Source organism: Streptomyces sp. NBC_01006 (assembly GCF_045162725.1).
Lineage (GTDB): Bacteria > Actinomycetota > Actinomycetes > Streptomycetales > Streptomycetaceae > Streptomyces.
Window position 1 is genome coordinate 1,151,873 of the sequence record NZ_CP108700.1, and the last position, 25,433, is coordinate 1,177,305.

Annotated in this window: 27 protein-coding genes; 15 read left to right on the top strand and 12 right to left on the bottom strand. The window is 74.2% G+C overall.

Features of this window, described 5'->3' with window-relative positions:
• Positions 1–50: 50 nt before the first annotated feature.
• Positions 51–410: a YciI family protein gene (locus OG509_RS05120; RefSeq protein ID WP_385587718.1), complete on the bottom strand. Its 360-nt coding sequence runs from the start codon at positions 408–410 to the stop codon at positions 51–53.
• 174 nt (positions 411–584) lie between these two features.
• Here OG509_RS05120 and OG509_RS05125 point away from each other — a divergent pair, with 174 nt between their 5' ends.
• Complete coding sequence (locus tag OG509_RS05125; protein ID WP_406180479.1) at positions 585–971, top strand: hypothetical protein; 387 nt, start codon at positions 585–587, stop codon at positions 969–971.
• Positions 972–989: 18 nt separating this feature from the next.
• Here OG509_RS05125 and OG509_RS05130 read toward each other — a convergent pair whose 3' ends face one another.
• The 3 genes from OG509_RS05130 to OG509_RS05140 are packed head-to-tail and all read right to left on the bottom strand — an operon-like array spanning position 990 to position 3,222.
• Positions 990–1,259 carry a hypothetical protein gene (locus OG509_RS05130; protein WP_385587724.1) on the bottom strand — a complete coding sequence of 90 codons (270 nt, stop codon included), beginning with the start codon at positions 1,257–1,259 and terminating at the stop codon, positions 990–992.
• A gap of 50 nt (positions 1,260–1,309) precedes the next feature.
• Positions 1,310–2,566 carry a Dyp-type peroxidase gene (locus OG509_RS05135; RefSeq protein ID WP_406180481.1) on the bottom strand — a complete coding sequence of 419 codons (1,257 nt, stop codon included), beginning with the start codon at positions 2,564–2,566 and terminating at the stop codon, positions 1,310–1,312.
• A gap of 2 nt (positions 2,567–2,568) precedes the next feature.
• Entirely contained in the window at positions 2,569–3,222 is a 654-nt protein-coding gene (locus tag OG509_RS05140) for a molybdopterin-dependent oxidoreductase (RefSeq protein WP_406180483.1), read from the bottom strand.
• A gap of 286 nt (positions 3,223–3,508) precedes the next feature.
• Between OG509_RS05140 and OG509_RS05145 the strand changes: the two genes are divergently transcribed.
• From OG509_RS05145 to OG509_RS05155, 3 genes are all read left to right on the top strand, one after another.
• The gene (locus OG509_RS05145) at positions 3,509–3,847 is read left to right on the top strand and encodes a thioredoxin family protein (protein WP_385587732.1); all 339 of its coding nucleotides are present in this window, start codon (positions 3,509–3,511) and stop codon (positions 3,845–3,847) included.
• A 136-nt stretch (positions 3,848–3,983) separates the two neighbouring features.
• The gene (locus tag OG509_RS05150) at positions 3,984–5,171 is read left to right on the top strand and encodes a cytochrome P450 (protein ID WP_406180484.1); all 1,188 of its coding nucleotides are present in this window, start codon (positions 3,984–3,986) and stop codon (positions 5,169–5,171) included.
• Between the two features lie 5 nt (positions 5,172–5,176).
• Positions 5,177–5,380 carry a ferredoxin gene (locus OG509_RS05155; RefSeq protein ID WP_385587738.1) on the top strand — a complete coding sequence of 68 codons (204 nt, stop codon included), beginning with the start codon at positions 5,177–5,179 and terminating at the stop codon, positions 5,378–5,380.
• Between the two features lie 61 nt (positions 5,381–5,441).
• Here the strand turns inward: OG509_RS05155 and OG509_RS05160 are convergent, their stop codons facing one another.
• The gene (locus tag OG509_RS05160) at positions 5,442–6,440 is read right to left on the bottom strand and encodes a BtrH N-terminal domain-containing protein (protein ID WP_406180487.1); all 999 of its coding nucleotides are present in this window, start codon (positions 6,438–6,440) and stop codon (positions 5,442–5,444) included.
• Between the two features lie 148 nt (positions 6,441–6,588).
• On the opposite strand from OG509_RS05160, the gene OG509_RS05165 reads away from it, so the two are divergent.
• Both OG509_RS05165 and OG509_RS05170 read left to right on the top strand, forming a co-directional pair.
• Complete coding sequence (locus OG509_RS05165) at positions 6,589–6,942, top strand: DUF1304 domain-containing protein (protein ID WP_406180489.1); 354 nt, start codon at positions 6,589–6,591, stop codon at positions 6,940–6,942.
• Positions 6,939–7,520 carry a TetR/AcrR family transcriptional regulator gene (locus tag OG509_RS05170; protein ID WP_406180490.1) on the top strand — a complete coding sequence of 194 codons (582 nt, stop codon included), beginning with the start codon at positions 6,939–6,941 and terminating at the stop codon, positions 7,518–7,520. The genes OG509_RS05165 and OG509_RS05170 overlap by 4 nt, the downstream gene beginning before the upstream one ends.
• A gap of 77 nt (positions 7,521–7,597) precedes the next feature.
• On the opposite strand, the gene OG509_RS05175 is transcribed toward OG509_RS05170, so the two are convergent.
• Together OG509_RS05175 and OG509_RS05180 are read right to left on the bottom strand one after the other, a co-directional pair.
• On the bottom strand, positions 7,598–7,804 hold the full coding sequence (locus tag OG509_RS05175) for a cold-shock protein (protein WP_406180492.1): 207 nt from the start codon (positions 7,802–7,804) through the stop codon (positions 7,598–7,600).
• 87 nt (positions 7,805–7,891) lie between these two features.
• On the bottom strand, positions 7,892–8,275 hold the full coding sequence (locus tag OG509_RS05180) for an HGxxPAAW family protein (RefSeq protein WP_406180493.1): 384 nt from the start codon (positions 8,273–8,275) through the stop codon (positions 7,892–7,894).
• 108 nt (positions 8,276–8,383) lie between these two features.
• Here OG509_RS05180 and OG509_RS05185 point away from each other — a divergent pair, with 108 nt between their 5' ends.
• Both OG509_RS05185 and OG509_RS05190 read left to right on the top strand, forming a co-directional pair.
• Positions 8,384–8,878 (top strand): MarR family winged helix-turn-helix transcriptional regulator, encoded by a 495-nt coding sequence (locus OG509_RS05185; RefSeq protein WP_406180494.1) that lies wholly within the window; start codon positions 8,384–8,386, stop codon positions 8,876–8,878.
• Between the two features lie 85 nt (positions 8,879–8,963).
• The gene (locus OG509_RS05190; protein WP_385587751.1) at positions 8,964–10,463 is read left to right on the top strand and encodes a DEAD/DEAH box helicase; all 1,500 of its coding nucleotides are present in this window, start codon (positions 8,964–8,966) and stop codon (positions 10,461–10,463) included.
• A gap of 100 nt (positions 10,464–10,563) precedes the next feature.
• On the opposite strand, the gene OG509_RS05195 is transcribed toward OG509_RS05190, so the two are convergent.
• The 4 genes from OG509_RS05195 to OG509_RS05210 form a co-directional block, all read right to left on the bottom strand.
• Positions 10,564–11,508, bottom strand: a complete 945-nt coding sequence (locus OG509_RS05195) for a class I SAM-dependent methyltransferase (protein ID WP_406180495.1) — start codon at positions 11,506–11,508, stop codon at positions 10,564–10,566.
• Between the two features lie 182 nt (positions 11,509–11,690).
• Positions 11,691–12,185, bottom strand: coding sequence for a hypothetical protein (locus OG509_RS05200; RefSeq protein ID WP_406180497.1), 495 nt, complete (start codon positions 12,183–12,185; stop codon positions 11,691–11,693).
• Between the two features lie 90 nt (positions 12,186–12,275).
• On the bottom strand, positions 12,276–12,944 hold the full coding sequence (locus tag OG509_RS05205) for a GNAT family N-acetyltransferase (RefSeq protein WP_406180499.1): 669 nt from the start codon (positions 12,942–12,944) through the stop codon (positions 12,276–12,278).
• Between the two features lie 97 nt (positions 12,945–13,041).
• Positions 13,042–14,055, bottom strand: coding sequence for an NUDIX domain-containing protein (locus tag OG509_RS05210; protein ID WP_406180500.1), 1,014 nt, complete (start codon positions 14,053–14,055; stop codon positions 13,042–13,044).
• Between the two features lie 219 nt (positions 14,056–14,274).
• Between OG509_RS05210 and OG509_RS05215 the strand changes: the two genes are divergently transcribed.
• The 4 genes from OG509_RS05215 (at position 14,275) to OG509_RS05230 (ending at position 18,584) form a co-directional block, all read left to right on the top strand.
• Positions 14,275–16,041, top strand: coding sequence for a VanW family protein (locus tag OG509_RS05215; protein ID WP_406180502.1), 1,767 nt, complete (start codon positions 14,275–14,277; stop codon positions 16,039–16,041).
• Complete coding sequence (locus OG509_RS05220) at positions 16,038–17,222, top strand: acyltransferase family protein (RefSeq protein ID WP_406180504.1); 1,185 nt, start codon at positions 16,038–16,040, stop codon at positions 17,220–17,222. The genes OG509_RS05215 and OG509_RS05220 overlap by 4 nt, the downstream gene beginning before the upstream one ends.
• 77 nt (positions 17,223–17,299) lie before the next feature.
• On the top strand, positions 17,300–17,788 hold the full coding sequence (locus OG509_RS05225) for a hypothetical protein (protein WP_406180506.1): 489 nt from the start codon (positions 17,300–17,302) through the stop codon (positions 17,786–17,788).
• Between the two features lie 145 nt (positions 17,789–17,933).
• Positions 17,934–18,584: an NAD(P)-dependent oxidoreductase gene (locus OG509_RS05230; protein ID WP_406180508.1), complete on the top strand. Its 651-nt coding sequence runs from the start codon at positions 17,934–17,936 to the stop codon at positions 18,582–18,584.
• Here the strand turns inward: OG509_RS05230 and OG509_RS05235 are convergent.
• Positions 18,578–19,564 carry a helix-turn-helix transcriptional regulator gene (locus OG509_RS05235; protein ID WP_406180510.1) on the bottom strand — a complete coding sequence of 329 codons (987 nt, stop codon included), beginning with the start codon at positions 19,562–19,564 and terminating at the stop codon, positions 18,578–18,580. The two genes, OG509_RS05230 and OG509_RS05235, sit on opposite strands and share 7 nt — an antisense overlap.
• 117 nt (positions 19,565–19,681) lie before the next feature.
• Between OG509_RS05235 and OG509_RS05240 the strand changes: the two genes are divergently transcribed.
• The 3 genes from OG509_RS05240 (at position 19,682) to OG509_RS05250 (ending at position 25,128) form a co-directional block, all read left to right on the top strand.
• Entirely contained in the window at positions 19,682–20,332 is a 651-nt protein-coding gene (locus OG509_RS05240; protein WP_406180512.1) for a TIGR03086 family metal-binding protein, read from the top strand.
• 96 nt (positions 20,333–20,428) lie between these two features.
• A complete protein-coding gene (locus tag OG509_RS05245) occupies positions 20,429–22,261 on the top strand; it encodes an RNA ligase family protein (protein WP_406180514.1) in 1,833 nt (610 codons plus the stop codon).
• Positions 22,261–25,128, top strand: a complete 2,868-nt coding sequence (locus OG509_RS05250; protein ID WP_406180516.1) for a poly(A) polymerase — start codon at positions 22,261–22,263, stop codon at positions 25,126–25,128. Before OG509_RS05245 ends, OG509_RS05250 begins: the two co-directional genes overlap by 1 nt.
• Positions 25,129–25,433: the final 305 nt, after the last annotated feature.

Here is a 25,433-nt window from a genome sequence, read left to right on the forward strand (position 1 = left end):
TCAGAGCAGCCGTGACGAGGCAGGGCAAACGCGGCGCGGTCGTGGCGCGGTCAGCTCCCGTCGATCTGGCGCAGCTCGGCGCCTACCGTCCACTCCGCGGGGTGGATCTCCAGGAACCGCTTGGTCCACTCCAGCGCCTCGGCCTTGTCCTTGGCCTGGAGGAGGGCGTAGCCGCCGACGACCTCCTTGGTCTCGGTGAAGGGCCCGTCGGTGTAGCTCAGCTTGCCGCCGGACCAGGTCACCCGGGTTCCCTCGGAGGTGGGGAGCAGCCCGGCGGTGTCGAGCATGACCCCGGCCTTGGTGATCTCCTCCATCAGTGCGCCCATGCGCTCGCCGAACTCCGGCGGGAACTCGGTGGTGGCGGGAAGGGCCTGCTCGTCGATGCGGATCAGGGAAAGGAAGCGCGGCATGGTGGCTCCTCGGTCGGGCGGGCGGGGGCTTTCCCCGCCTCTCACTGCTTCGTCGAACGGGAGACGCCCGGATCGACAGCTCCCCGGAGATTTCTTCAAAAAGAATCTTCCAGGCCGAAAAGCCCTACCCGCGAGTAGGATCGCGGGCTCCGGCCCATCCGAGAGGACCCCCCGATGCCGCGCACTCCTTCCTCCCCCCTGCTCCTCGCCGGCCTGCTGGCGACCGCGGGCGTCGCGCACGCGCTCGCGCCCAAGCAGTTCGACGCGATCGTCCCCAGCGCGCTGCCCGGCACCCCCCGGCAGTGGACGTACGCGAGCGGCGCGGCCGAGCTGGCGCTGGCCGCCGGTGTCGCCCATCCGCGGACCCGCCGGGTGGCGGCGCTGGCCGCGGCGGCGTTCTTCGTCGGGGTGTTCCCCGCGAACGTGAAGATGGCCGTCGACGCGGGCCCCCGCTCCCCCGCCGTCCGGGCCGCGACGCTCGCCCGGCTGCCGCTGCAGATCCCACTGGTCCTGTGGGCCCGGAACGTGAGCCGGGGCGCCGGCGCAGGCGCCGCCGGCTGACGTCCGCGCCCGCCCGGATCAGCGGCTGTCGCCCGACCAGTCCCAGTGGTCCGGATCGGCCGCGCGGCGGCGGTAGTGGGCACGGCCGCCGGCTCCGTAGCGGCCTATCTCGGTGGGGAGCCGGGCCTCTTCGGCGAGGTGGCGCGGGCTCCAGTCCGTGATGTCCAGGAGGAGCCCGTCCAGCGGGCCGCCCACGAGTTCGCCGTAGACGTGGCCGGGGCGCGGGCCGGGGTCGGGGTCGTCGTGGTCGGCGCCGTAGACCCGGCGCCTGAGCATCCTGTCGTCCATGCGACCAGCTTCACAGCCACCACTGACAACGGGCCCCGGGGCGCCGGTCCTCAGCCTTCGAGGAGCCGCTGCCCGACGTACTCCCCCGGCGCGGCTCCGCCCGGTAGTGCGAACAGGGCGGAGGCCTCGTGCTCGGTGTACCGGGCGAGGGCATCGCCCCGGGCCAGCCGCTGCTGTACGGGGACGAAGCCCGTACGGGGATCCGCCTGCCAGGCGACGAACAGCAGCCCCGCGTCCGGTGTGCCGTCGGGGCGCAGCCCGTCGTAGTACGACCATCCGCGCCTCAGCATCGTCGCGCCGGCGTTGCTGCGCGGCGCTGCCAGCCGGATGTGGGCGTTGGTAGCGATGACGGGGATCCCGTCCGGCCGCGCGGCGTCCAGATCGACCGGGGTGCGCTCGGTGCCGCCGGTCAGCGGGGCCCCGTCGGCCACGTGCCGCCCCACGGCCTCCTCGCGGTGGTGGACGGGCAGCCACTCCCAGGTGTCGAGGAGCATCCGGATCCGGCGTACGACCGCGTACGAGCCCCCGGCCAGCCAGGCGGGCGCGTCCGGGCCGGTGACCAGGATCAGGGCCCGCTGGGCGGGGTCCTCGGCGGGGGCCGGGTTGGCGGTGCCGTCGAGCTGGCCCATCAGGTTGCGGTGGGTACCGGACCCGGCTGCGCAATCCGAGGCTCCGGGCGGCCGGGTGAAGCCGGACATCACCCAGCGGGTCCGCGCCGTGCCCCGGGCCAGCCGCTGGAGGGTGCGCAGCGCGTGCACGGCGACGAACGGGTCGTCGGCGCCGATCTGCACGAACAGGTCGCCGCCGGAGCGGGCCGGATCGAGCCGGTCGTCGTTGAAGGCGGGCAGTGGGGCGAGGGCCTGCGGCCGGGCCGCGGCGAGTCCGAGCCGGTCGAAGAGGCCCGCACCGAAACCGAAGGTGGCGGTGAGCGAGGCGGGCCCTGCGCCGAGGGCGGCGCCCGTATCGTTCTCGGCGCCGGCCGGCGGCTCGCCGCCGCTCATCCGGGCCGCCGCCTCGGTCCAGGCGCGCAGCAGGGAGGCCGCCCGGGCCCGGTCCGCGTCGGGCTCCAGATCGAGGGCGGCGAGATGCGCGTACGGCTGGCGCCTGGTCAGGATCCCGGCCTGGTGCGGGCCGTGGAAGGGGATGACGGCGGCCGGCCGCCGCTCCCCGGTCCGGGCGCCGGCCCCGGAGGTCGTCAGTACGGCGCCGCCCGCGGCCAGGGCGGCCAGCCCCCCGGCCCCGAGCAGGGCCCGGCGGGCGACCCCGAAGCGGCCGCCACCGGCCTCGCCCGACCCGTTCGCCTCCACCGTCACTTCGTCCCGTCGACCACCGGGTCGACGTCCCCGACCCACAGCTGGTTCAGCTCGGACACGTACCGGCCGCCCTTGGTGTCCTGCGGTACGACCAGCCGCGGTCCCGCCGCGTCGTCGAACGGCACGCCGTCCTCGGAGACCGCGAGCAGGATCTGGCTCTTGGCGAACCCGGGGTCGAGTTCGGCCCAGGCGAAGACGGCACGGTAGTCGCCGCCCCCGGTCGCGGCGACCACCCCGCGCAGCTGGCCGTTCTTCTTGGTCTGGTCGAAGCGCGGCTCCGCCGTCTTCAGCACCTCGTACAGCGGCACGCCCGCGTACGTGTGCTCCTGGTCGCCCTTGGCGCTGGTGAACTTCACCGGCGCCGAGCTCTGGGGCAGCTTGCGCAGGTCGGCGAGGGTGAGGGTGTAGGGCTTGCCGACCGCGCCGCCGACCCGTACCTCGCCGGGCTTCAGCGGGGCGGCGGAGGCGTTCGCCGACGCGCCGGCTGAGGCGTTCACGGAAGCGGAGACCGAGGCCGCCGGATCCGCCTTCGCGTCCTTCCCGCCCTTCCCGTCCTTCCCCTCCGCGGCCGGCGTCCCGCAGCCCGCGAGGAACAGCGCGCCCGCCGCGAGCGCGAGGCCAGCTCTCCGAAGGTTCCTGCGACGTTCCATGGACGACCCCTCCCGACACGCCGATCAACTGCCTCGCAGATGCAAGGTGATCAGCCCCCTTGTGGCGAAAATGCCGTGCGGGGCATACATGAACTCCCGCATCTGCCCTATCCCGTGAAAACCGCCCTGGAGCATCGCCGAAAGGCCCGCCCGCAATCCCCTGCAAACGCCCCGGACCCTTGGCGGAAACACCCATTCCGGACGGGAATTCAGGCCGGACGGACCCGGCGGCGATGATGGGGCCCCATCCATGCACCACCCGGAACACGAAGCAGGAGCACCGCCCATGGCACGTCGGGTACACCAGCCGCTGGAGAACCAGGAGTTCGACTTCATCCTCGGCATGACCGAGGGGCCGGTTCTCGCCTACTTCATCGGGACCTGGCCCAAGGCCCTGGAGGCCTGCCGCGCGATGGACGCGCTCGTGTCCGAGGCGGCCGAGGAGTACGGCACGCGCCTGACGGCCGTCCGGACCGACATGACCCGCTGCCCCGAGCCGACCAGGCGCTTCGCCGTGACCGGGGCCCCCACCGTCGTCCTCGTCGAGGGCGGCGAGGCCGTCGCGAGCCACGCCGGGGCGATGAGCCGCGCCGAGCTCCGGGCCTTCCTGGACGCCCATCTCTGAGCCTCCCGGCGGCCACTCGGCCGGGCGGGCCAAAGAGGGCTATCTGGCCGAAAGTGGCATAGGTCAGATAGGTGCCTAGGGCATGTAATGGATTCCGGCGATACGGACCCACGGAACCATGCTTACGAGGTGCTGCATGTCAGAGACCGTTGCCTTTCCCCAGGACCGAACCTGCCCCTACCACCCGCCGACCGCGTACGACCCGCTCCGCGAGGGCCGGCCGCTCTCCCGGGTCACCCTCTTCGACGGCCGCTCGGTCTGGGTGGTCACCGGGCACGCCGAGGCGCGCGCCCTGCTCTCCGACGGACGGCTCTCCGCCGACCGGCAGAACGAGGCCTTCCCCACCCCCACCAAGCGGTTCAAGGGGCTCCAGAACCGCCGTACGGCACTGCTCGGCGTCGATGACCCCGAGCACAACGTCCAGCGCCGCATGCTCATCCCGAGCTTCACCCTGAAGCGGACCGCGGCCCTGCGGCCCGCCATCCAGGAGACCGTGGACCGGCTGATCGACGAGATGGTCGCCAGGGGCCCGTCGGCCGAGCTGGTGAGCGACTTCGCCCTGCCCGTCCCCTCGATGGTGATCTGCGCCCTGCTCGGAGTCCCGTACGAGGACCACGAGTTCTTCGAGGGTGCTTCGCGAAGGCTCCTGCGCGGGCCCGAACTCGCCGACGTGGAGGCCGCGCGGGACCAGATCAACGGCTACCTGGGCGATCTGATCGAGCGCAAGCGGACCGACCCGGGCGACGGGCTGCTGGACGAGCTCGTCGCCACCCGCCTGGAGACCGGTGAGACCGACGTCGAGGAGCTGGTCTCGCTGGCCGCGATCCTGCTGGTCGCCGGCCACGAGACCACCGCGAACATGATCTCGCTCGGTACGTTCACCCTGCTGCGGCATCCGGAGCAGCTGGCCGAGCTGCGCGCCGACCCGTCGCTGATCTCGGTGGCCGTGGAGGAGCTGATGCGCTTCCTGTCCATCGCGGACGGAATGCTGCGGGTGGCCACCGAGGACATCGAGATCGGCGGGGTAACGATCCGTCCGGACGACGGGGTGGTCTTCTCCACCTCCGTCATCAACCGGGACGCGGCGGTGTTCGAGCAGCCGGACGCGCTGGACTGGCACCGGTCCGCCCGGCACCACGTCGCGTTCGGCTTCGGCGTCCACCAGTGCCTCGGGCAGAACCTGGCCCGCGCCGAGATGGAGATCGCCCTGGGGACGCTGTTCGCGCGACTGCCCGGGCTCCGGCTGGCCGCCGAGCCGGACCGGATCCCGTTCCGGCCCGGCGACACCATTCAGGGCATGGTCGAACTCCCCGTGGCATGGTGAGGGACATGTCGCCACAGCGCATCGACATCAACACGGACATCTGCATCGGCGCAGGGCAGTGCGCCCTGACCGCGCCCGACGTGTTCACCCAGGACGACGACGGCTTCAGCCAGGTGCTCCCGGGCCGGGAGGACGGCCAGGGCAGCCCGCTGCTGCGCGAGGCCGCCCGCGCCTGCCCGGTGGCAGCCATCAGCATCAAGGAGGAGTGAGCGGGTAACCGCGGCGTCCCCGCCGCACGGCCCGGCACGGCCCGGCACGGCCCCGTACGGCTCAGAGCAGGGCGACCGTCCGGCGCTCCAGCTCCAGCGAGCGGTCCACGAGTTCGGCGCATTCGTCGAACAGGGCCCGCCGCGCGGCGGCGTCGGAGTCCGGCTCGGCCGTACGGGCCAAGGCCGCCAGCCGCGACCAGTGCCCGGCGGAATCCCGCAGGAGCGAGGCCGCCTCGGGCCGCCCGGCGAGGTCGAGGAAGTCGGCGTACAGCGGCCGGGTGGCACCGGGGGCGGTCCACTCCTCCTCCAGGCAGGCGTACAGCCGCCCGGTGCCCGCCCGGAAGGCCTCGGGGCCGCCGAACCGGCGCTCCCAGCCCGTCCTGGTGCTGGTGTCGCGCAGCTGCGCGGCGAACTTCGCCATGCCGGAGAAACCGAAGTTGACGTCGAACTGGTTGCCCAGGACCGGCCCGGTGAGCCGGGCGGCGGTGGTGGCGACGGCCTCGTCGAGGTCCGGCCCGGCGGTGGCCGGCCCGGTGGGCACCACCATCTGGTGGTGGCCCTTGCCGTGCCCCGTCCAGGCGGCGCCGAACTCCTCCCGGCCGATCCGGTACGGGACCTCGGCCGCGTCCTCGACGTAGAGGGTCTCGCCCTCGGCGCCCTCGTACCCCGCAACGACCACCGTGTACGGATCCGCGCCGGCCATCTCCGGGACGCCCTGGTGCCAGGGCAGCCGGGACCGGTCGACGGTGCAGAACACCGGACGCCCCTCGTCGAGGGCCGCGCGCATCCTGCCCCAGCGGGGTTTGGCGCTGCGCGTGGCCTCGTACGGGACGTTCAGCCGGCTCAGAGCCGTCTGCACCCAGGGCTGGGGGTGGGCCTGGGCGACGATCGTCGGCATCGGCAGGTGGCCGGCGTACTCGAAGACGAAGTACATGAAGCCGATCCCGCCCGCGAGGCCGGCGACCAGCACCTCGTCGTGCACGCTCCCGAGGGCGTGGCGGATGAGCGAGCTCTCGCGGTGGCGGCCGGTGCCGAAGTCCGAATAGACGAGCGGGGTCATGCGGCCAGCGTAGCCGCGCGCGATCGGGTGAACGGACGACCGCCGACCGGGCGACCGGGCGGCGACCCGGCCTCCCCGATTTCCTGTACAGTTGTCCAGGAAGTTGCCCGCCGACGCTGCTCCAGCAGCCCTCGAAACGGAGGTGGCCGTGCACACGGTCGCTCAGGTCCTCATAGGTGTCGTCGCCGCCCTGCACGTGTACTTCCTGGTCCTGGAGATGTTCCTGTGGCAGCGGCCGCCCGGCCGGGCCCTGTCGGGCTTCGACGAGGACCTCGCCCGCCGCACCGCGCCGCTCGCTGCCAACCAGGGCCTCTACAACGGCTTCCTGGCAGCCGGCCTGGTGTGGTCGCTGGTCATCGACTCGCTCGCCACCCAGATCTTCTTCCTCGTCTGCGTGATCGTCGCCGGGCTGTACGGGGGCGCGACCGCCAACCGCCGCATCCTCGTCGCCCAGGCCCTGCCCGGCGCCCTCGCCCTGGGCGCGGCGCTGCTGGCCTCATGAGCCCGGAGGACCCGCGCACCGCCCGCACCAAGGCCCGGCTGCGCGAGAGCCTCCTCATCGAGTGCGCGGACCGGCCTCTCGGGGAGGTCAGCGTCTCGGCGGTGGTCCGCCGGGCCGGGGTCGGCCGCGCCACGTTCTACCTGCACTACGAGGACCTCCCGGCGCTGGCCGTCGACGCCTGCGCCGATGTCGTGCACGCGGCGGTCGACGCCCTGCACGCCTGGCAGACGGAGCCCGGGGCGCAGGCCCCGGCCCGACCTCCGGCCGCGCTGGCCGGCTTCCTCGCCGACGCCGCCGCGCACGCGGCCCTGTACCGCACCCTGCTCCTGCCGGGCGGCGGCGGCCCGCTCGGCGAGCGGCTCCACCGGGAGCTGCGCGCCAGGGCCCGCGCCGAGCGCGCGGCGGCCGGCGCCCCGCACGCCGACCTGGTGGCCTCGGCGGTGGCCGCCGCGTTCACCGGGATCCTCGCCGACTGGCTGCACGACAGCGTCCCGGGCTCCCCGGCGGAGCTGGCGGACCACCTCTGGCCGCTGCTGCTGGCCCTGCACCGCGCGGGCTCCCGGCCTCCCGCCCCGTAACGGCCTGCGCGAAAGCCATGAGCCCCGCCGGACCGACCGGCGGGGCTCATGTCACGGGCTGGGCTCGTGAAGCGGCGTCACCCGGTAGGAACCACGTTCTCCGCCTGCGGGCCCTTGGGGCCCTGGGTGACGTCGAACACGACCTTCGCGCCTTCCTGCAGCTCCTTGAAGCCGCTGCTCTGGATGGCGGAGAAGTGCACGAACACGTCGGGCCCGCCGTCGTCCTGCTGGATGAAGCCGAACCCCTTCTCCGAGTTGAACCACTTCACGATGCCTGTTGCCATCAGTACTGATCCTTCTCAACGTTCCACGCGGGCCGCACGTGCGGTGCAGCCGTTCCCATCCTGCCCGCACGCCACACCCAACACACCTCAGGCGCGGCCGATCGGGGACGGCTCGAATTGCTGAACGGCCAATTCGGCGGGCCGTGTCCGCGGAGCCGCCGCAGCGGCGCGGCGCGGCCCGCCGGCCCGGCAGCCCAGGCAGTGCGCGTGCCCGGACAGCGCGACGGTGTCCCTTGTACGCCAGTCCCACTCGACCCGGGGACGCGGACCGCCGGGCTTGCCCCAGCCGGCGAGGTGCAGGACCCAGGTGACGACTCCGGCCGCCGCGACGAGGCCGAGGCCGAGCCAGATCCCGGTGGTCCAGGCCGCACACAGGGCGACCCCGGCTCCGGTGCAGCCCAGCAGGGCCAGGGCGGTGCCGGTCCAGCCGGCGACCGTGTGCCCCATGTCCACGTCTCCGTGCGCGCTCATGATTCTCCCCTGACGGACGGGCGGCAGTAGGCTCGAAGGGCGAGATGACTTAGTGAACAAGATAAGCATCTCACGAGCTAAGTTACTTAGAGACTAAGGAGTATCTGCGTGCAGGGCAAGTCCCGCCCCGCGGCCACGGCCCAGGAGGCGCTGTCGCGCATGGACCGGTACGTCGCGCTCGGCCTCATCGGCCAGCAGGAAGTCGCGCAGCTGCTCGGGCTGAACGTCACCGACCTGACCTGCCTGGGCCACATCCTGGGCGCCGGGGACGACCCGCTGGGCGCGGGCGACCTCGCGGAGCTGACGAACCTGACCACCGGCGCCGTGACCGGGGTGCTCAACCGCCTGGAGCGGGCCGGATACGCCCGCCGGCAGCCGGATCCCGCGGACCGGCGACGGGTGCGCGTGGTGGCCGACCCGGAGGCCGCGGCCCGCGTCTTCGCCGTGTACGAGCCCTTCTACGCCCGGCTCGGCACGGTGTTCGCCGAGTACTCCCCCGACGAGATCGCCGTCATCGCCGACTGGTTCGCGCGGGCGACGGTCGAGATGACGACCCATCTCGCCGAGGTGCGGAGCGGGCGGCTCGGCCCCGCGGTGCCGTAGCGGTCCACGGGCCGCCCCAGCGCCCCCGTGGCGCCGCGGCCCCGATGGTAAAATTCGACTTTTCACGTCTCACGGAAGGTTCTGCATGAAGAACCCGTCGGTTCACGGGCGTTTCGGCATCAAGGCCGGAGCCAAGGCAGGCCCCAAGGGCGGTGGGAAGTCGGGCGGCAAGACCCCCCGGACCGCCCCCCTGAAGGGCGAGTTCGCGATGCCGAAGACGGTCGAGCCGGCGCTGCCGCCGGTGGAGGCCTTCTCCGAGCTCGACCTGCCCCGTGAGCTGGTGACGACGATGACCGACCTGGGGGTGACGCAGCCGTTCCCCATCCAGGCGGCCACGCTCCCCAACTCCCTGGCCGGCCGGGACATCCTCGGCCGCGGCCGGACCGGCTCCGGCAAGACCCTGGCCTTCGGCCTGGCCCTGCTGGCGCGCACCGCGGGCCGCAAGGCCGATCCGAAGCGCCCGCTGGCCCTGGTCCTCGTACCGACGCGCGAGCTGGCGCAGCAGGTGACCGAGGCGCTGACTCCGTACGCGCAGGCCCTGGACCTGCGGATGGCCACGGTGGTCGGCGGGCTGTCGATCGGCAAGCAGGTGAGCGCGCTGCGCACCGGCGCCGAGGTCGTCGTGGCCACCCCCGGGCGCCTCAGCGACCTGGTCGGGCGGCGCGACGTCCACCTGGAGCGGGTGAAGATCACCGTCCTCGACGAGGCCGACCAGATGTGCGACATGGGCTTCATGCCGCAGGTCACCGAGATCCTCGACCAGGTGCACCACGCCGGGCAGCGGATGCTGTTCTCGGCCACCCTGGACCGCAATGTGGACCAGCTCGTCCGCAGCTACCTGAGGGACCCGGTCTCCCACACCGTGGACCCGTCGGCGGCCTCGGTCAGCACGATGGACCACCACGTGCTGCACATCCACTCCGCCGACAAGTACTCGGCCGCCACCGAGATCGCGGCGCGCGAGGGCCGGGTGCTGATGTTCCTGGACACCAAGCACGGCGTGGACCAGTTCGTGAAGCACCTGCGGGCCATGGGCGTACGGGCGGAGGGGCTGCACAGCGGCAAGTCCCAGCCGCAGCGCACGCGCACGCTCGCGCAGTTCAAGACCGGGGCCGTCACGGTCCTCGTCGCCACGAACGTCGCCGCGCGCGGCATCCACATCGACGACCTGGACCTCGTCGTGAACGTGGACCCGCCGGCCGACCACAAGGACTACCTGCACCGGGGCGGCCGTACCGCCCGCGCGGGCGAGTCCGGCAAGGTCGTCACCCTGGTCACCCCGAACCAGCGCCGGGACATGGTCCGGCTGATGGCCGAGGCCAAGATCCGGCCGACCACCACCCAGGTCCGCTCCGGCGAGGCCGCGCTGAGCCGGATCACCGGGGCCAAGGCCCCGTCCGGGGTGCCGCTGGCCGGCGCCGAGCCGACCGACGCCAAGGGCCGGCCCTCGGGAACGGACCTCGGCTTCCGCGGGATCGGTACGCGTCCGGGCCGGCCGGGGGTGGGCAAGGAGTCCCGCAAGACCTCCGAGGCCCGCAAGCTCGCCGAGGCGCGCCGCGCGGCCCGGGTCCGCAAGGGCGGCTGACGCGGGCCGGACGTGCCGGTGCCGGCCCCCGGCGAGGGGACCGGCACCGTACGTGCGAGACGCGCATGACCCGTATACGGATGGCGGCGCGGGCGGCAGGTCAGCGGCGGCGGCGCCGCCAGGACACGATCGCGCGGGTGACCACCGGCGGGAGCAGGTCCTTGGCCAGCCTGCGCCAGGCGGTACCGGCCCGCGGGCGGGGTCCGGGCAGGTGCGCCGGCTGCCGCACGGGCTCCGCGACGGGCTCGGGCTCCGGACGCAGCGGCTGCGGGGGCGCCGGCGGGATGGCCCCCTCGTCACCTATGCGGACCAGCGACTGGCCGGCCACGAGGTCCACCCCGTGCCACAGGTCCTTGCGGCCGTCCAGCCACGTGAGCAGCTCCGCCTGATAGGGCGCCGCGTCGTCCCAGGTCGCGTACAGCTTCGACGCCGAGACGCAGATCAGGTGCAGCTCGCCGGTGGCCACCGCGCCCCAGACCGCGGCGGCCACGCCGGGGCAGTGCTCGGAGCGGTAGTCGTCGAAGACGACGACCGCGCCCGGGGCCGCCACGACGCGCGAGGACGCGATGTCCTGGACGACGTGCTCGTAGAGGTGCGAGGCGTCGATGTGGATGAACCGGCAGCTCGCGGCGCGCACCCGGTCGGCGACGACGAAGGTCGGCGCCTGGATGATCGTGGGGAGCGCCTCGCGGAAGGCCAGGTAGTTCGTCTCGAAGCCGCGGCGGGTGAGCGTGGGGTACGAGTCCTGCATCTCGGCGAGATTGGAGTCGTCCGGCGCGGGCGAGTCGAAGAGGTCGCAGACGGTGAACTCCTCGCCCTCCCGCAGGTACCCCCCGAGGAAGATCGCGCTCTTCCCCATGAACGCGCCGAGTTCGAGAAGATCGCCCGGCTTCTCCTCCGCGCCGCTGCGGCGGGTCAGGAACCAGTCGAAGAGCACCTGGTCATAGCCCGAGAACCAACCGTTGACCTGGTCGTACGCGGTGGGTGCGGGCGGGGCCGGCTCGCCGTCGGGGGTGGTGACGGGAGCTTGGGAAACGTGCGACACGGAGAGCAGCCTCCAGTGGAACGGCATCGGAATCAACGCTGATACCCGGCCAGGTAGGCAGACTTTAAACCCCCGAACGGCTGTGTGACGAGACTCTTGTGCGGAGCGGATAGAACCGTTGCCGCCGTTTTCCCGTCTTGCTCCTGATTGGCCCCTTCTTCCCGTGGGGTTTCCGGCCGGGGTCAGCCCGTGGCGTTCCGGCGGCGCAGGCGCGCGGCGGCGGCGCTGCGCACGCGGTGGGAGCGGGCCGTGGCGGCGAGCAGGTCGAGGGCCTCGTACGAGCTCAGCGACTGGGCGGCGGTGCGCTGGCACCAGTCGGAGGCGGCGGTGAGCTCGGCCGCGGACCACGGGTCGCCGTCGGTGATCGACTTGAGCAGGGTCCACTCGCGGAGCCGGCGGGCCGGGAAGGCGCGGGCGCCGATCGCCGTGCCCATGGCGCGGGCCCAGCCGGGGAAACGCGGGTCGGTCAGCAGCTGGGCGGCGCGGCGGTCGAGGTGGGTGACCACCGCGCTCTCGGCCATCACCGGGTCGCGATCGCGCAGCACGGCGGCCACGGCGTCGGCCTCGCCCACTCCGGCGGCCGCGGCGGCCAGGGCGTCGAGGTGGCGCCCGTAACGCCAGTGCTCGGGCGCGGTGGCCGTGACCTCGGCCCGTATGTGGTTCTCACTTCTCCCCATACACCCATTCCACACGACCCCCTTGAACACCCGATGCCCAGGGGTGCCTCGGACCGGGTGCCTCGGACCGGGTGCCTCGGACCGGAAGGCTCAGGACGGGGGCACGAGCAGCAGGGCCTCCGAGCCGACCGGGCGGAACCCGGCGGCCTGGAAGGCCCGGATGCTGCGGGCGTTGCCCGCGGCCTGCTGGGACCAGACCGGGCCGCCGTCGGGGACGAGGTGGCGGGCCGCGCGGGCCAAGTCCCGGCCCAGGCCCCGGTGGCGGGCGGCCTCGTCGACCTCGATCGCCGTCTCCCATCGGCCCGCGACGCCGCGGCCGAGTACGAGCACTCCTCCGTCGGCCGCCCAGACCCGTACGTCGTCGCGACGGCGCAGGGCCCGGCGCACGCGGGGGTGGTCGGGGTCTGCGACCTCGCGCAGCTCCAGCGGCGGGTCGCCGGGCAGCGGGCCGGCGACGGTGAGCAGGTCGACGGTGTCGGTGGTGCGGCGGGTGCGGTCCAGCAGGGCGGCGAGGAAGCGCGGGTGCATGGTCGCCGCCAGGGCGTCGCATTCGAGGGCGGCGAGGGTGGAGCGCACCCACTGCGGGTCCTCGTCGGTGAACACGACGGAGTGTGCGGTGAAGGCGATGACACCCGCGTCACGGGGATTCGGCTGGGGCACCACGGTCGTCCCGCCGTCGGCCGGCGGAAACTCCCCGGCGGCCGCCGCCTCCAGGATCTCCCCAAGCCTGTTGGCGACGCGGTGGTGTTCAAGCTTCATGGCTGCGCTCCGGGTTCTGTGGTCGCCGATCATGATCGCAGCCCCCTCCGAAGGTCCGCTCGGTGGGGGCTGCGGGCGGCACCCGGGGCACGCGTGATCAGCGGTCGAGGCCGTCCCCCGAGGGCTCGGTGAGGGGGGTGCGGGGTGGGGGTGGGAGGGAGAGGCGGGTGCGGGCTTCGTGGACCGCGGCGAGTTCGGCGTGGCCGGCCGGGCCCCAGTCGGAGAGTTCGCGCACCTGCTCGGGGGTGGCCAGCAGGCGCGCGTACGCCGGATCCTCGGCCGGGGGCGGGGAGGGAAGGCGGCCCGCCGTCCGGGGATGGGCCGCCCCGTCGGCGTGGCGGTGGCCGAGCGGCGTGGAGTCCGCCGTCGGGGGCGGGAGGTGGGCGCAGCCGGTGGCGCGGGAGATCAGGAGCAGGACCCGCCCGTCGGGGGCGAACAGCCAGGCCGCGGGTGCCCGTACGGGCACCCCGGCCGGTACCGGGCCGGTGTGCCAGGTGCCGTGGAGCGGGGTGCGGCGGGTACGCAGGACGCCGAGCCGGTCCAGGGCGGTCGGCAGGGTGGGGTGCCCGTCCTCCAGCAGGGCCGGGCCGCCGCCGTTGATGCGGGCGCGCAGCGCCGACAGGGCGCGGCGGGCGTCGCCGGGGTCCATCAGGGCGGGCAGGTCGGCCGGTTCGGCGAAGTGGATGCCGGTGATCTCCTGGGCCGGGAGGCGGATCCCGTCGATCCGGTCCGGCGTCCAGGTGCCGCCGTCGTACACGTGCAGGATCTCCCCCGGGAACCCCATCTCGGGCGGGATGCCGGGGGTGTCGGCCGGGATCCAGTCCACCGCGAGCCCGCGCGGGTAGCGGCCGTCGACGCCGAGTTCCTCCCGCACCTCCCGGGCCGCAGCGGCGGCCGGGGCCTCGCCCGCGTCCACGGCGCCGCCGGGCAGCAGCCGGTCGGGGCGGTAGTCGACGCTCTGGACCAGGACCCGGCCGTCGGTGTCGGTGACCAGGACGACCGCGCCGGTCCAGAGCGCGGCCCGCGAAGCCCCGTACTCCTGCGGGGTCATCCACGTGCTGCGCCCGCCGCCCTCGTCTTCGGTCAAGGCCTCGTCGGTCAGCTGCGGCATCGGCACTCCGTTCACCGTGGATGGACCCTCGTCCTGTGCAACAGCCCGTACGGCCCGGGGGTTACGCCGGTCCCACCACCCCGGCCACTGACCACACCTTTACCACCCCTATACCTCCTTATTACCTTGTTACGTCCTCGTTGGTACGTTCGTCGCGCGGACTGGCGGCATGAAAACCGCCGGTCCGACCACGTCACCGGACCGAGGAGAGACAGCGGTATGCGACGCGCTTCCCGTACGGACACGGGCGCGGGTGCGGCCAACAGGGCCGCCCCCGCCCGGCGGTGGAGCGCGCCTGCCGTCGCGGGCGTGGCCGGCGGGGCCGCGGCCCTCGGCTTCGGCGGGCTGTACGCCGCCGGTCTGCTCCTGGCCGGCCAGGACATCGCGTCCGGCACCAAAGTCCGCGGAGTCGACATAGGCGGGCTCAGCCGGGCCGAGGCCGGCCGGCGCCTGGACCGGGAACTCGGCCCGGCCGCCGCGGCCCCGCTCGGGCTGCGCATCGGCGACCGCACCGAGCAGGCCGAACCGGCCGCGCTCGGACTGTCGTTGGACACCGCCGCCACCGTCGACCGGGCCGCCCGCTCCGGCTCCGACCCGGTCAGCGTGATCGGCCGGCTCTTCTCCTCCGGCGACCCCGAAGTCCGCCCGGTGGTCCGCCTCGACGAGAAGACGGCCCGCGCCGCCGTCGACGGGATCGGCAAGAAGGCCGGGCAGGAGGTCCGCGAAGGCACCGTCACCTTCGAGAAGGGCAAGGCCAAGCCGGTGCCCCCGGTCACCGGCACGGCCCTCGACGTCGACCGCTCCTTGGGCGCCCTGCGCGAGGCCTACCCACGTACCGCCGGCGGCGGCGACCCGCTCGAACTGCCGGTCCTCCGGACGGAACCCCGCATCGGACAGCAGGAGACCGACCGGGCCCTGAGGGAGCTCGCCGAGCCCGCGGTATCGGCCCCCGTCACGCTCACCGCCGAAGGCAAGCGCATACCGATCAGCCCTGCCGTCCTCGCCCGCCACCTCTCCCTGAAGGACGACGGCAGCGGCCCGCTCGCCCCCGCCCTCGACGCCAACGCCCTGCTGGCCGATCCGGCGTTCGCCGATCCGCTGCGGCAGGCCGTCCCCCGCCCGGCCGAGGCGAAGCTCCGGCTCGACGGCTCGGGGCGGGTCGCCGTCGCCGAAGAGGGGCGTGCGGGCCGGCAGATCACCGAGCAGGCCCTGAGCGCGGCCGTGCTGCCGCTGCTGACCGGGAGCGGCGCGGCCGCGCGCACCGGCGAGGTCGCCACCGAGGCCGTCCAGCCCAAGCTCACGCCGGACACGGTCCAACAGCTCGGCATCAAGGAGAAGGTGTCCTCCTTCACCGTCCGCTTCGAGCCCGCCGCGTACCGGACGACCAACATCGGGCGGGCGGCGGAGCTGATCAACGGATCGCTGGTGCTGCCGGACGAGACGTGGAGCTTCAACCGGACCGTCGGAGAACGCACGAAGGAGAACGGCTTCGTCGACGGCCTGATCATCAACAACGGCCAGTACGAGAAGGCCTCCGGCGGCGGGGTCTCGGCCGTCGCGACCACCGTCTTCAACGCGATGTTCTTCGCGGGCGTCAAGCCCGTCGAGTACGGGGCCCACTCCTTCTACATCGAGCGCTACCCCGAGGGCCGCGAGGCCACCGTCGCCTGGGGCAGCCTCGACCTGCGCTTCGCCAACGACTCGGGCAAGGCCCTCTACATCCAGGCGGAGGCGACCGACACGTCCATCGCCATCACCTTCCTCGGCACGAAGAAGTACGAGGAGATACGCGCGACCCAGGGCCCCCGTACGAACGTCAAGCAGCCGGCGACCCGCACCGACAGCGGACCCAAGTGTGAACCGCAGTCCCCGCTGGAGGGCTTCGACGTCTCCGTCGACCGCGTGTTCGTGCAGGGCGGCCAGGAGGTCAAGCGTGAGACGATGAAGACCCGCTACACACCGCGCGACAGCATCACCTGCGGATGACGGGGACGAGCGGCAGGCTTGCCGCCGTCGACGCAGTCCGCGGTGTGGCCGTCCTCGGGATGTTCGCCGTGCATGTCGGCCCCGGCCCGCGGCCCGAGGGCGCCGGGTACCTGATCGTCGCGGCCGACGGCAGGGCGCCGGCGCTGTTCACCCTCCTCGCCGGGTTCTCGCTCGCCCTCGCCCAGCGCGGCCGCACCCCCGCGCAGCAGCCGGCCGGCTGGGCGCGGCGCTACCGCCCGCTGCTGATCCGCTGCGCGGTCCTGGCCGGGCTGGGCCTGCTGCTGGCCTCGCTCCGGCCCGGGATCCTCGTCATCCTGGCCTTCTTCGCCGTCTACTTCCTCGCCGCCGAGCCCTTCACCCGGCTGACCACCCCCGTGCTCACCGCCGTCGCCGGCGCCTCCGTCGTGGCGGGTCCACTGCTCTCGTTCCTGCTCGGCCCGGTGTTCGGGTACGAGTCCTCCGGGCGCGGCGCGGTCCCCGAACTCACCGCCCTGACCGGCTGGGACGGGCTGGGCCGGACGCTGTGCGAGCTGCTGCTCACGGGCGCGTATCCGCTGGCCACCTACTTCCCGTACGTGCTGGTCGGACTGGCCCTCGGCCGGCTGTGCGATCCGCGCGAGCGCCGCGCCGCCCGGCGGATGGCGCTGTGGGGCGCGGCCGCGGCGGCCGCGGGCTACGGCTCCGCCTGGGTGGCCACTCATGGCCTCGACGGCCGGGAGCGGCTGCTCGACGTGATCGCGGCCCGCCATCCGGAGGCCCTGGGTGCGGCCGATCCCGTACGGGAGGTGCTGCGGGGGCAGTTCGGCGCCGTGCCGAGCACCTCGTGGGACTGGCTGCTGGTGGCGGACCCGTACAGCCAGACCCCCCTGGAGACGATCGGCAACGCGGGGGTGGGCTGCGCGCTCATCGGGCTCTTCGTGCTCGCCGCGCGCGGCCGGGCCGGGGCGCGGCTGCTGCGGGCGCCGGCCACGCTCGGGGCGATGGCGCTCAGCGCGTACGTCCTGCATGCGCTGGTGCTGGCCGGACCGGCCCACGGGGCCGCGTCCTGGGGCGCGCTGGCGGGGTTCGCGGGGGTGGCGCTGGCAGCGGCCTGGGCCTGGCAAGGCCTCTGGGCGGACAGCCCGCTGCGCCGGGGGCCCTTGGAACACCTGCTCCGCCTGGCCGCGCAGGGCCGCCCCTGAGACCCGCCCGGTGTGCCGTCACTCGTGTGTGTGACGGTGCGTAGGTTCCGGCGGCCGTCGTACGGCAGGGTGGGCGGATGCAGTTGCGCCGGGTGGCTCTGCCCCTGCCCCTGATCCTCGCCGCGGTGGCGCTGACCGCCGGGTGCGTGAGCGTACGGCCGGAGCGGCCCGCGGAGGCGGCCCGTACGACTCCGGCCTCCGACCGGACGGCGGGCAGAGGCCCGGCGGCGGCGGTCGAAGCCCTGCCGTTGGGGCGGCTGCCGGCCTCGGAAACCCCGTCGGCGCCTGCGCCGGAGCCTCAGCCTCCCGCGCCGGCCCCGGCCGCGGCGCAGGCCGAGGAGAGCCGGCCGGTGCGGCCCCGGACCCGCGATCTCGCGCCGGACCGGCCGGCGCGGCCCGCGAGGCCCGCGCGCCCCGCGCGCCCCGCCCCGGCGTCGGGGCCCCGCAAGCATCAGCCCGTACAGCCGAAACCCCGGCCCGCGCCGCCGCGCACGTACGACATGGCACCCCTGTGCGAGGCGGCCAAGGGCACGGTCTCCCCGTCCATCGTTGCCTTGTGTCAGTAGTGCCACCAGGCGGTGTCGGGCGGATCAGGCCGGATCATCCGTGTGGACTCGGCCCGGCTGCCGGGTGGCGGGAGGCCGGTTCGCTTGGATGGGCGGCGCGGGTCCGACCTGAGGCCCGTACCGCCTCCACCCCCAGGGAGTCGCCATGGCGAAGATCGCCCTGTTCGGCGCGACCGGCACCATCGGAGCCCGCGTGCTGCACGAAGCGCTCGACCGCGGCCACCAGGTCACCGCGGTCGTCCGCGATCCAGCGAAACTCACGGATTCCGGAGCCGAGGTGGTGTCCGGCGACGTCCTCGACCCGCACTCGGTCGCCGAGGCGGCCGCCGGCGCCGACGTGGTCGTCAGCGCAATCGGCCCCGGCTCCGGGGACCCGGGCGTCCTCGTGACCGCCGCCAAGTCCCTGATCGGCGGCGTCTGCACGCTCGGCCCGGACACCCCCCGCCCCCGGGTGATCGTCGTGGGCGGGGCGGGCTCGCTGCGCACCCCCGACGGCCCGCTGGTCTGGGAAGCGGCGGGCGTCCCGGAGCCGCTCCGCGCGCTCATGCACGCCCATGGGGAGGCCCTGGACTTCCTGCGCACCGTGCCCGTCGAGGAGGTGCGCTGGAGCTGTCTGAGCCCCGCCGCGCAGATCGCGCCGGGCACGCGGACGGGCACGTACCGGCTGGCCCTCGACGACCTGGTCGTGGACGAGGGCGGCGGCAGCCACGTCTCGGTCGAGGACTACGCCGTGGCCCTGGTCGACGAGATCGAGCGCGACGCGCACACGGGCAAGCGGTTCACCATCGGCTACTGACCGGGCGGTGGGTCCTGCGCGTCCTCCCCCACGTCCTCCCCCGCGTACATCGCCGTGAGTTCGGCGCCGAGCCGGGCCAGCCGCTGCCGCACCTCGGGCGGCTCAAGGACCTCGACCCCCGCCCCCAGCCCCGCCAGGTGGCCGGCCAGGGCCTTGGCGGCCGGGCCGTCGACCCACACCTCGGTCCAGCCGTCGGGCATCGGGCCGCCGACGCGCACCCGTCCGCCGAGGAACCGTTGCAGCAGGGCCAGGGTGTCGGGGCGGACGCGGGCCCGCGCGGTCACCGCGTACATACCGTCCTGGAAGGCCCCGGACAGGGCACGCCAGGCCGTGGCGAGGTCGAAGTCGGGCGGCCGGACCACGGGTTCGCCGGTCGGCTCGACGGAGGTGACCCGGCTGAGCCGGAAGGTGCGCAGGCCCTTGTCCGTACCGGCGACCAAGTAGTCGAGCCCGGCCTTGGCGACGAGCCCGAGGGGGTCGACCGTACGCTCGCCGGCCGGTTTGCCCACGCCCGCGTACCCGAGGCGGACGCGGATCCCGTCGACCACGGCGCCCTGGAGTGCGGAGCGGTGGGCGGCATCGGCCGTGAGGGCGTTGCGGGACCAGTCCGTGGCGTCGACGACGCCGGCGCGGGTGGCGGCCTCGGCCTCCGCACGCAGGGTGGGCGGCAGGGCCCGGACCAGCTTGCGCAGGGTGGTGCGCAGTTCGGGGGTGGCCGTCAGGGGCCCGGTGACGAGGAAGAGCGCCCGGATCTCGTCGGCGGTCAGGCCGGTGAGGTTGGTACGGGCCCCGCCGACGAGGGACCAGCCGCCGCCGCGGCCGCGCTGCGAGTAGACGGGGATGCCGGACGCGGCCAGGGCCTCCAGATCGCGGCGCGCGGTGCGCTCGGAGATCTCCAGTTCGGCGGCCACTTCGGGGACGGTGACGCGGCCGCGCTCCTGGAGGAACAGCAGGGTCGCCACCAAGCGGTCGGCTCTCATGTGCCTCTTTCCTCGCGCATCAGTGTCTTTACGCGTCTTTCGCGTCTTTCCCGTTCCGTTTCATTCTCTTCGGGAAACTGGCCAGAAGGTGGCCAGTTTGGCTTACAGGATGAACGCATGAACGAGACCAAGCAGCTCATCGAGACCACCTCCACCAACACCGGCGCCACCGACACCGACGCCGTCGCCTCCTCCTCCTCCTTCGATCCGCGGCTCGGCCTCGCCGCGGCCGTGGAGCTGGCGGGCCGTACCCTCGCCGCCGTCCGGCCCGAGCAGTACGACGCCGCGACCCCCTGCGACGAGTTCGACGTCCGGCGGCTGTCCAGCCACCTCGTCGCCGTGGTTCGCCGGATCTCGGTGATCGGGCGGGGCGAAGACCCGTTCAGCGTCCCCTCCTTCGCCGACGAGCTCGCCGACGGCGCATGGGCGGCGGCCTGGGAGCCGGGCGCCCGCGAGGTCGCGGAGGTGTGGGCGGACCCGGACATCCTCGGCCGGCAGCTGCGCCTTCCGATGGGTGTCCTGCCGGGCGCGGCCGCCGCGGCCGTATACACCCACGAACTCCTCGTGCACACCTGGGACCTGGCCACGGCTACCGGCCAGCACCCGGACTGGGACACGGCCCTGATCGAGCGGGTGATCGGCGTCGTACGTCGCGCGCTGCCGGCCGAAACCCGGGGCGGGCGAATCCCGTTCGCCGAGGTCGTGACCGTGGACCCCGAGGCCTCGGCCATCGACCGGCTGGTGGCCTGGGCCGGCCGCCGCCCCTGAGGCCCAAGGCTCCGAGGGGCGGCTTATTGATTGGATACCCCGGCTCCGCATACCTAGAGTGACGACGAATCCCTGTCGTCACTGCTGGAGCCGGCCATGCGCACGCACTACCCCCGTACCCCGCACCTGCCCTGGTCCCCCGGGGCGACGGCGGACGACGTGCGCGCCGGGGGGCTCGGGGGGCTGGCCGGGCGCGAGGTCGTGGTCACCGAGAAGCTCGACGGGGAGAACACCACCCTGTACGCGGACGGCCTGCACGCGCGCTCGCTGGACTCGGGCCACCACCCCTCGCGGGCCTGGGTCAAGGGCCTCCAGAGCCGGATCGGCGCCGGCATACCGGCGGGGTGGCGGGTGTGCGGGGAGAACCTGTACGCCCGCCACTCGCTCCCGTACGAGGACCTCGACAGCTGGTTCCACGGGTTCTCGGTGTGGGACGGCGAGCACTGCCTGGACTGGGACCGGACCGTGAGCTTCCTGCACGGCCTCGGGGTGCCCACCCCGCGCGTGCTCTGGCAGGGCGTCTTCGACGAACGCGCGCTGCGCAAGCTGCGGCTCGACACCACGCGGCAGGAGGGGTACGTCGTACGGACGGTGGCCGGGTTCGCGCGGGCGGACTTCGGGCGGTGCGTCGCCAAGTGGGTGCGGAGCGGCCACGTACAGACGGACACGCACTGGATGTACGCGCAGGTGGTGCCGAACGGGCTCGGTCCGCAGGCCCCGCTGTGGGCGGTGCGCTCGGGCTCCGAGCCCGACGCGGCGCAGCTGGCGGCCGCCCTCGGCCTGGAGTCCGGGCCCGCCGGCGGAGTCGAGCCGGTCCTCGCGGAAGTCGAGCCGGTCGTCGCCGAGGTGGCGGACCGGCTCGACGCGTCGGGCCGCACCGGCGAGGCCCGGTTGGCCGGGGTACTGGCCGCCGTACTGCACCGCGCGCCGCGGGCCCGGATCGCGGCGCGGCTGGCTGCGGGGCCGCTCGGGATGCCGCTCGCCCGGCGGGTCGCCGACCTGGTCGGGCTCTACCCGTGCCTGCAGCGGCCGTTCCCGGACGAGGGGCGGCGGGCCGGGCTGGTCCGGATGGCCGTCGCCGCCGATCTCGGGGTGCTTCACGCACTCGCGGGGGCGGTCGCGGGGGATACGGCGGATGCGGCGGATGCCGGGGCGCGGGAGTGCGTCGAGTGGTCCGCGCTGTACGCCGAGGAGGCGGGGCTGCTCGGCCCCGATCCGCTGGGTCCGCTGCGCGCGGGGCTGCGGGAGGCCCTCGGGGGTCTCGGCGCGGACGCGGCGGACCGCTGCTGGGCGGAGGCCCGGGAGGCCTTCGGGCGGGGCGGGATCTCCACCGCCGAGGAGGCGGTGGCCGCGACCTGGCGGTGGCGGGACGGCGGCTTCCCTCGGCTGGTGCAGCTGTGCGGGCCCTCGGGCAGCGGGAAGAGCACGTACGCCCGGAGTCTGCCGGGCGTGGCCGCGTACATCAGTCTGGACGATCTGCGCGCCGCCCGGGGTTCCCGCGCGGACCAGCGGGCCAACGCGGACGTGCTGCGCGAGGGCCTGGACCGGCTGGACGCGGCGCTGGCCGCGGCGGCGGGCGCCGGATCCACGGTGGTGTGGGACGCCACCTCCCTCACCGAGCAGCAGCGGGGCCTGGCCGGTGCGGTCGCGCGGCGCCGCGACGCGCTGGTAACCCAGGCCGTGGTGCTGGTCGAGGAGGCGGAGCTGGTCCGGCGCAATGGCGTCCGGCCCCATCCCGTGCCGGCGGAGGTACTGAGTACCCAGCTGCACCGGTTCAGCCCGCCGTATCCCGGCCATGGGGCCGCGCACCGCATCCGGTACATCGGGGCGGGCGGGACGGTGGAGGACACGGCGGGGAGCATCGGGACCGTGGCCGGGACGGCGTCGGCGGCCACGGCAGTGGCAGTGACAGTGGGCGAGGACGGCTGATGCGTACCAGTGAGGAGCTCTACCACCAGGTCCGCTGGGACCCGCGCTTCGATCCCGCGCGCTTCGTGTTCGGGCTGCACCAGCGCGGGGCGCCGCCAAAGCGGGTCCCGCTGCCGTCCTTCGTACCGGGCGGCGACATCCCCTGGCACCGGGTGCTGTTCGTGGAGGCGGACGGCGAGCTCGTATGGGACCGGGCGAGCGGTGTGGACCGGATCGACTCCACCGAGGCCGGCCGGAGCCGCGAACCGCGGCTGCTGCGGGCCCCGTTCTTCACAGCCCGGACCCCGTACGCGTGGGATCCGGCGGGCGGCGGTGCCTGGCGGCCGGCCGAGGCTCCGGCCGGGTCCGGGCCCGTGACACCGGACCCCGGGCCGGGGCAGCAGCGCGTACGTCTGCTGACCTGGAACACCCTGTGGGACCGGTACGACGCCCCGCGCATCGACACCGCCCTGCGCAGGCCGATGCTGCTGGCCGACCTGGCGGCCGCCGATGCCGATGTGATCGCCCTCCAGGAGGTCGAACCGGCGCTGCTCGAAATGCTGTTGGCGCAGCCGTGGGTGCGCGCCGCGTACACGGTGGGCACCGATCCGCGCGGCAAGGACGTCGCCGCGAGCGGGCTGCTGGTGCTGAGCCGGCTGCCCGTACGGGAGGCGGGGCTGCACCTGCTGGGGCCGCACAAGGCGGTCGCGGCGGTGACGGCGGACACCGCGGGCGGCCCCCTCGTGGTGGCCTCCGTCCATCTGACGAGCGATCACACGGAGAACGGCGCCGGGCGGCGCAGTACCGAACTGGCGCGGATCGCAGAGGGGTTGAGCGGCGTCGAGGCGGACGTGGCGCTGCTCGGCGATTTCAACGACGGACGCTCCGGAGCGGGGGGGCCGGCGGCGGCACTGGGCATGCGGGACACCTGGACCGAGGTGCACGGGGCGCGGGACACCACGCCGACCTTCGATCCGGTGGCCAATCCGCTGGCCGCGGTGGGCTCGCTGTCGGGGCGGCCCGGCCGGCTGGACCGGGTGCTGCTGCGTTCGGCGGGGGCACGGGTGCGGGAGGCCGTCTTGCGGGGCAACAGCCCTGGTCCGGAAGGGCTGTTCATCTCCGACCACTTCGGGGTGGAGGCGGTCGTGGACTTCGCGGGGCGGGGTGACGGGCACGCGGTGCTCGACGTCCGGGCGACCGCGCGGACGGCGGTGGCCTGGTTGCCGCCGCACGATCCGGCGGTCGAGGAGCTGCGCCGCGAGCACGACCCGGCGGTCCGCCGCTGGCCTGCGCACGTGAACCTGCTGTTCGGCTTCGTACCGGAGTCCTCGTTCGAGGCGGCCCTGCCGCTGCTGGCCGAAGTGGCCGCGCAGGCGGCGCCGTTCACGGCGCGGCTGGCCGGGGTGCACAGTTTCGGGCACCGGGAGGACGCCACGCTGTGGCTGGACCCGGCGGCGGCCGGCGACCAGCCGTGGCAGCAGCTGCGGCGGGGGCTCGCCGAGAGGTTCCCGGGGTGCCGGGGGCGCGACGGCTTCACCCCGCACCTGACGCTGGGGCGCAGCCGGGATCCCCAGCGGGCACTGGCGGAGTTCACCGCGCGACTCGGCGGATCGGGGACCGGGAGCGGGACCGGGACTTCGGCCCGGGTCGGGGAGCTCGCCGTGCTGTCCCGGCGCGGGGACGGCCCGATGCGGGTACGGGCGACAGTGGAACTCGGCACGGGGACGTGGCGATGGGTACCGGAGCCGGAATCCGAACCGGGAGCGCCATCGGCCCATGAGGCCGAGACCGAGGCCCTCACCGCCCGGATCGCGGAGGCGCTGGGCGACGGCGCGGTGCACCTCGCCGGATCCCGCCGCATGGGCTGCGCCCTGCCCGGGGCGGACCTCGACCTGGTCGCGGCCCTGCCGGGCACGGCCGGGATCGCGGGGGCACGGGGGCGGGTCGCGGCGGCGCTTCCGGAGGCCGAGCGGCTGCGGGAGGTCGTCGGGGCGCGGGTCCCGGGGCTGCGGCTGCGCGCGGCCGGACGGGATGTGGACCTGGTGGTCGTCGCCACGGGCGCGGTGGACCCGGCGCGGGCGGTGGAGTTGCGGGCGGATCTCGGCGAGGCGGCCGCGATCGCGCTCAGCGCCGTCAGCGACGCCGACGCGGTACGGGACTTCGTGGGCGCCGAGCGGCATGCGGAGTTCGTCCGGCTGGCCCGGGAGGTCAAGGCCTGGGCCCGCGTACGAGGGCTGGACTCGGCGCCCTTCGGCGGGCTGCCGGGGCTGGCCTGGGCGGTGCTGGCGGCCCGTACGGTCCGGGAGGCCGCCGACCTGTCCCCCGAGGCCCTGCTCCGGGAGTTCTTCGGGACCTGGGCCGCCTGGGACTGGCGCGACCCGATCGCCCTGACACCATCTGCCCCGGACCCCGACCCCGACCCCGTCACGGTCCTCACTCCCTCCGCGCCGGTCCGCAGCTGCACGGCCCAGGTCGGCCCGGGCCTGCGCGATCTGCTGGTTCGGGAGCTGTACCAGACCTGGGAACTCCTGGAGACGGAGATCGACGCCGAAGCCCCCGCCACCCCGCCGATGCACCGCCGGCACGCGGCATGGGCGGTGGTGACCGTACGGGAGGACGAACCGCGGGAGTTCGAGGAGCACCTGGGCCGGGCCCGGGGCCGGATGCGCGCGCTGCTCGGCGCCCTCGCGGAGGCCGGTGTCCGGGAGGCGCACGCCTGGCCGCGTCCCTTCGCGCTCTCCCCCACCTCGGCCCGGTACGCGATCGGGCTCGGCGCGGCCCCGCCCGACGCCGCCGGGCTCGCGGCGCTCGCGGACCGCTGGTCCGCCGACCTCCCCGGCGTCGAAGTCACCTGGGCGGAATGCGGAGCGGTCCCCTCACTCGGGTGAACCACCCCCTCCATCGCGCCAAGTAACGAACGCATGCCACCCCTCACCCTCCGCCCAAGGCCACTCCCCGAAGACAGCCGAGCCCTGTCCCGCCGAGCGGGTCTCAGCGGGTATGGCGGGACAGAGCGGCCAGGAGTCTCAGTAGAGTCATGGCACCTTTTTTCGTCAACACTTTTCACAAGGATTGAAGAAACTCCGAGTTCACAGGCCTCACCGGCAATTGACACCTTCTCGGACGTTCACTTCATGAAGGCTGAAACCCTTGACGGCCCTCATGGCGGGCAGTTCACTCACGCTTCGATCCC

Coding starts and splice junctions, on each gene's coding strand:
- OG509_RS05120 (WP_385587718.1), bottom strand. CDS start 410: ATGCCGCGCTTCCTTTCCCTGATCCGCATCGACGAGCAGGCCCTTCCC.
- OG509_RS05125 (WP_406180479.1), top strand. CDS start 585: ATGCCGCGCACTCCTTCCTCCCCCCTGCTCCTCGCCGGCCTGCTGGCG.
- OG509_RS05130 (WP_385587724.1), bottom strand. CDS start 1,259: ATGGACGACAGGATGCTCAGGCGCCGGGTCTACGGCGCCGACCACGAC.
- OG509_RS05140 (WP_406180483.1), bottom strand. CDS start 3,222: ATGGAACGTCGCAGGAACCTTCGGAGAGCTGGCCTCGCGCTCGCGGCG.
- OG509_RS05145 (WP_385587732.1), top strand. CDS start 3,509: ATGGCACGTCGGGTACACCAGCCGCTGGAGAACCAGGAGTTCGACTTC.
- OG509_RS05150 (WP_406180484.1), top strand. CDS start 3,984: ATGTCAGAGACCGTTGCCTTTCCCCAGGACCGAACCTGCCCCTACCAC.
- OG509_RS05155 (WP_385587738.1), top strand. CDS start 5,177: ATGTCGCCACAGCGCATCGACATCAACACGGACATCTGCATCGGCGCA.
- OG509_RS05160 (WP_406180487.1), bottom strand. CDS start 6,440: ATGACCCCGCTCGTCTATTCGGACTTCGGCACCGGCCGCCACCGCGAG.
- OG509_RS05170 (WP_406180490.1), top strand. CDS start 6,939: ATGAGCCCGGAGGACCCGCGCACCGCCCGCACCAAGGCCCGGCTGCGC.
- OG509_RS05175 (WP_406180492.1), bottom strand. CDS start 7,804: ATGGCAACAGGCATCGTGAAGTGGTTCAACTCGGAGAAGGGGTTCGGC.
- OG509_RS05180 (WP_406180493.1), bottom strand. CDS start 8,275: ATGAGCGCGCACGGAGACGTGGACATGGGGCACACGGTCGCCGGCTGG.
- OG509_RS05190 (WP_385587751.1), top strand. CDS start 8,964: ATGAAGAACCCGTCGGTTCACGGGCGTTTCGGCATCAAGGCCGGAGCC.
- OG509_RS05200 (WP_406180497.1), bottom strand. CDS start 12,185: ATGGGGAGAAGTGAGAACCACATACGGGCCGAGGTCACGGCCACCGCG.
- OG509_RS05205 (WP_406180499.1), bottom strand. CDS start 12,944: ATGAAGCTTGAACACCACCGCGTCGCCAACAGGCTTGGGGAGATCCTG.
- OG509_RS05210 (WP_406180500.1), bottom strand. CDS start 14,055: ATGCCGCAGCTGACCGACGAGGCCTTGACCGAAGACGAGGGCGGCGGG.
- OG509_RS05215 (WP_406180502.1), top strand. CDS start 14,275: ATGCGACGCGCTTCCCGTACGGACACGGGCGCGGGTGCGGCCAACAGG.
- OG509_RS05220 (WP_406180504.1), top strand. CDS start 16,038: ATGACGGGGACGAGCGGCAGGCTTGCCGCCGTCGACGCAGTCCGCGGT.
- OG509_RS05225 (WP_406180506.1), top strand. CDS start 17,300: ATGCAGTTGCGCCGGGTGGCTCTGCCCCTGCCCCTGATCCTCGCCGCG.
- OG509_RS05230 (WP_406180508.1), top strand. CDS start 17,934: ATGGCGAAGATCGCCCTGTTCGGCGCGACCGGCACCATCGGAGCCCGC.
- OG509_RS05235 (WP_406180510.1), bottom strand. CDS start 19,564: ATGAGAGCCGACCGCTTGGTGGCGACCCTGCTGTTCCTCCAGGAGCGC.
- OG509_RS05240 (WP_406180512.1), top strand. CDS start 19,682: ATGAACGAGACCAAGCAGCTCATCGAGACCACCTCCACCAACACCGGC.
- OG509_RS05245 (WP_406180514.1), top strand. CDS start 20,429: ATGCGCACGCACTACCCCCGTACCCCGCACCTGCCCTGGTCCCCCGGG.
- OG509_RS05250 (WP_406180516.1), top strand. CDS start 22,261: ATGCGTACCAGTGAGGAGCTCTACCACCAGGTCCGCTGGGACCCGCGC.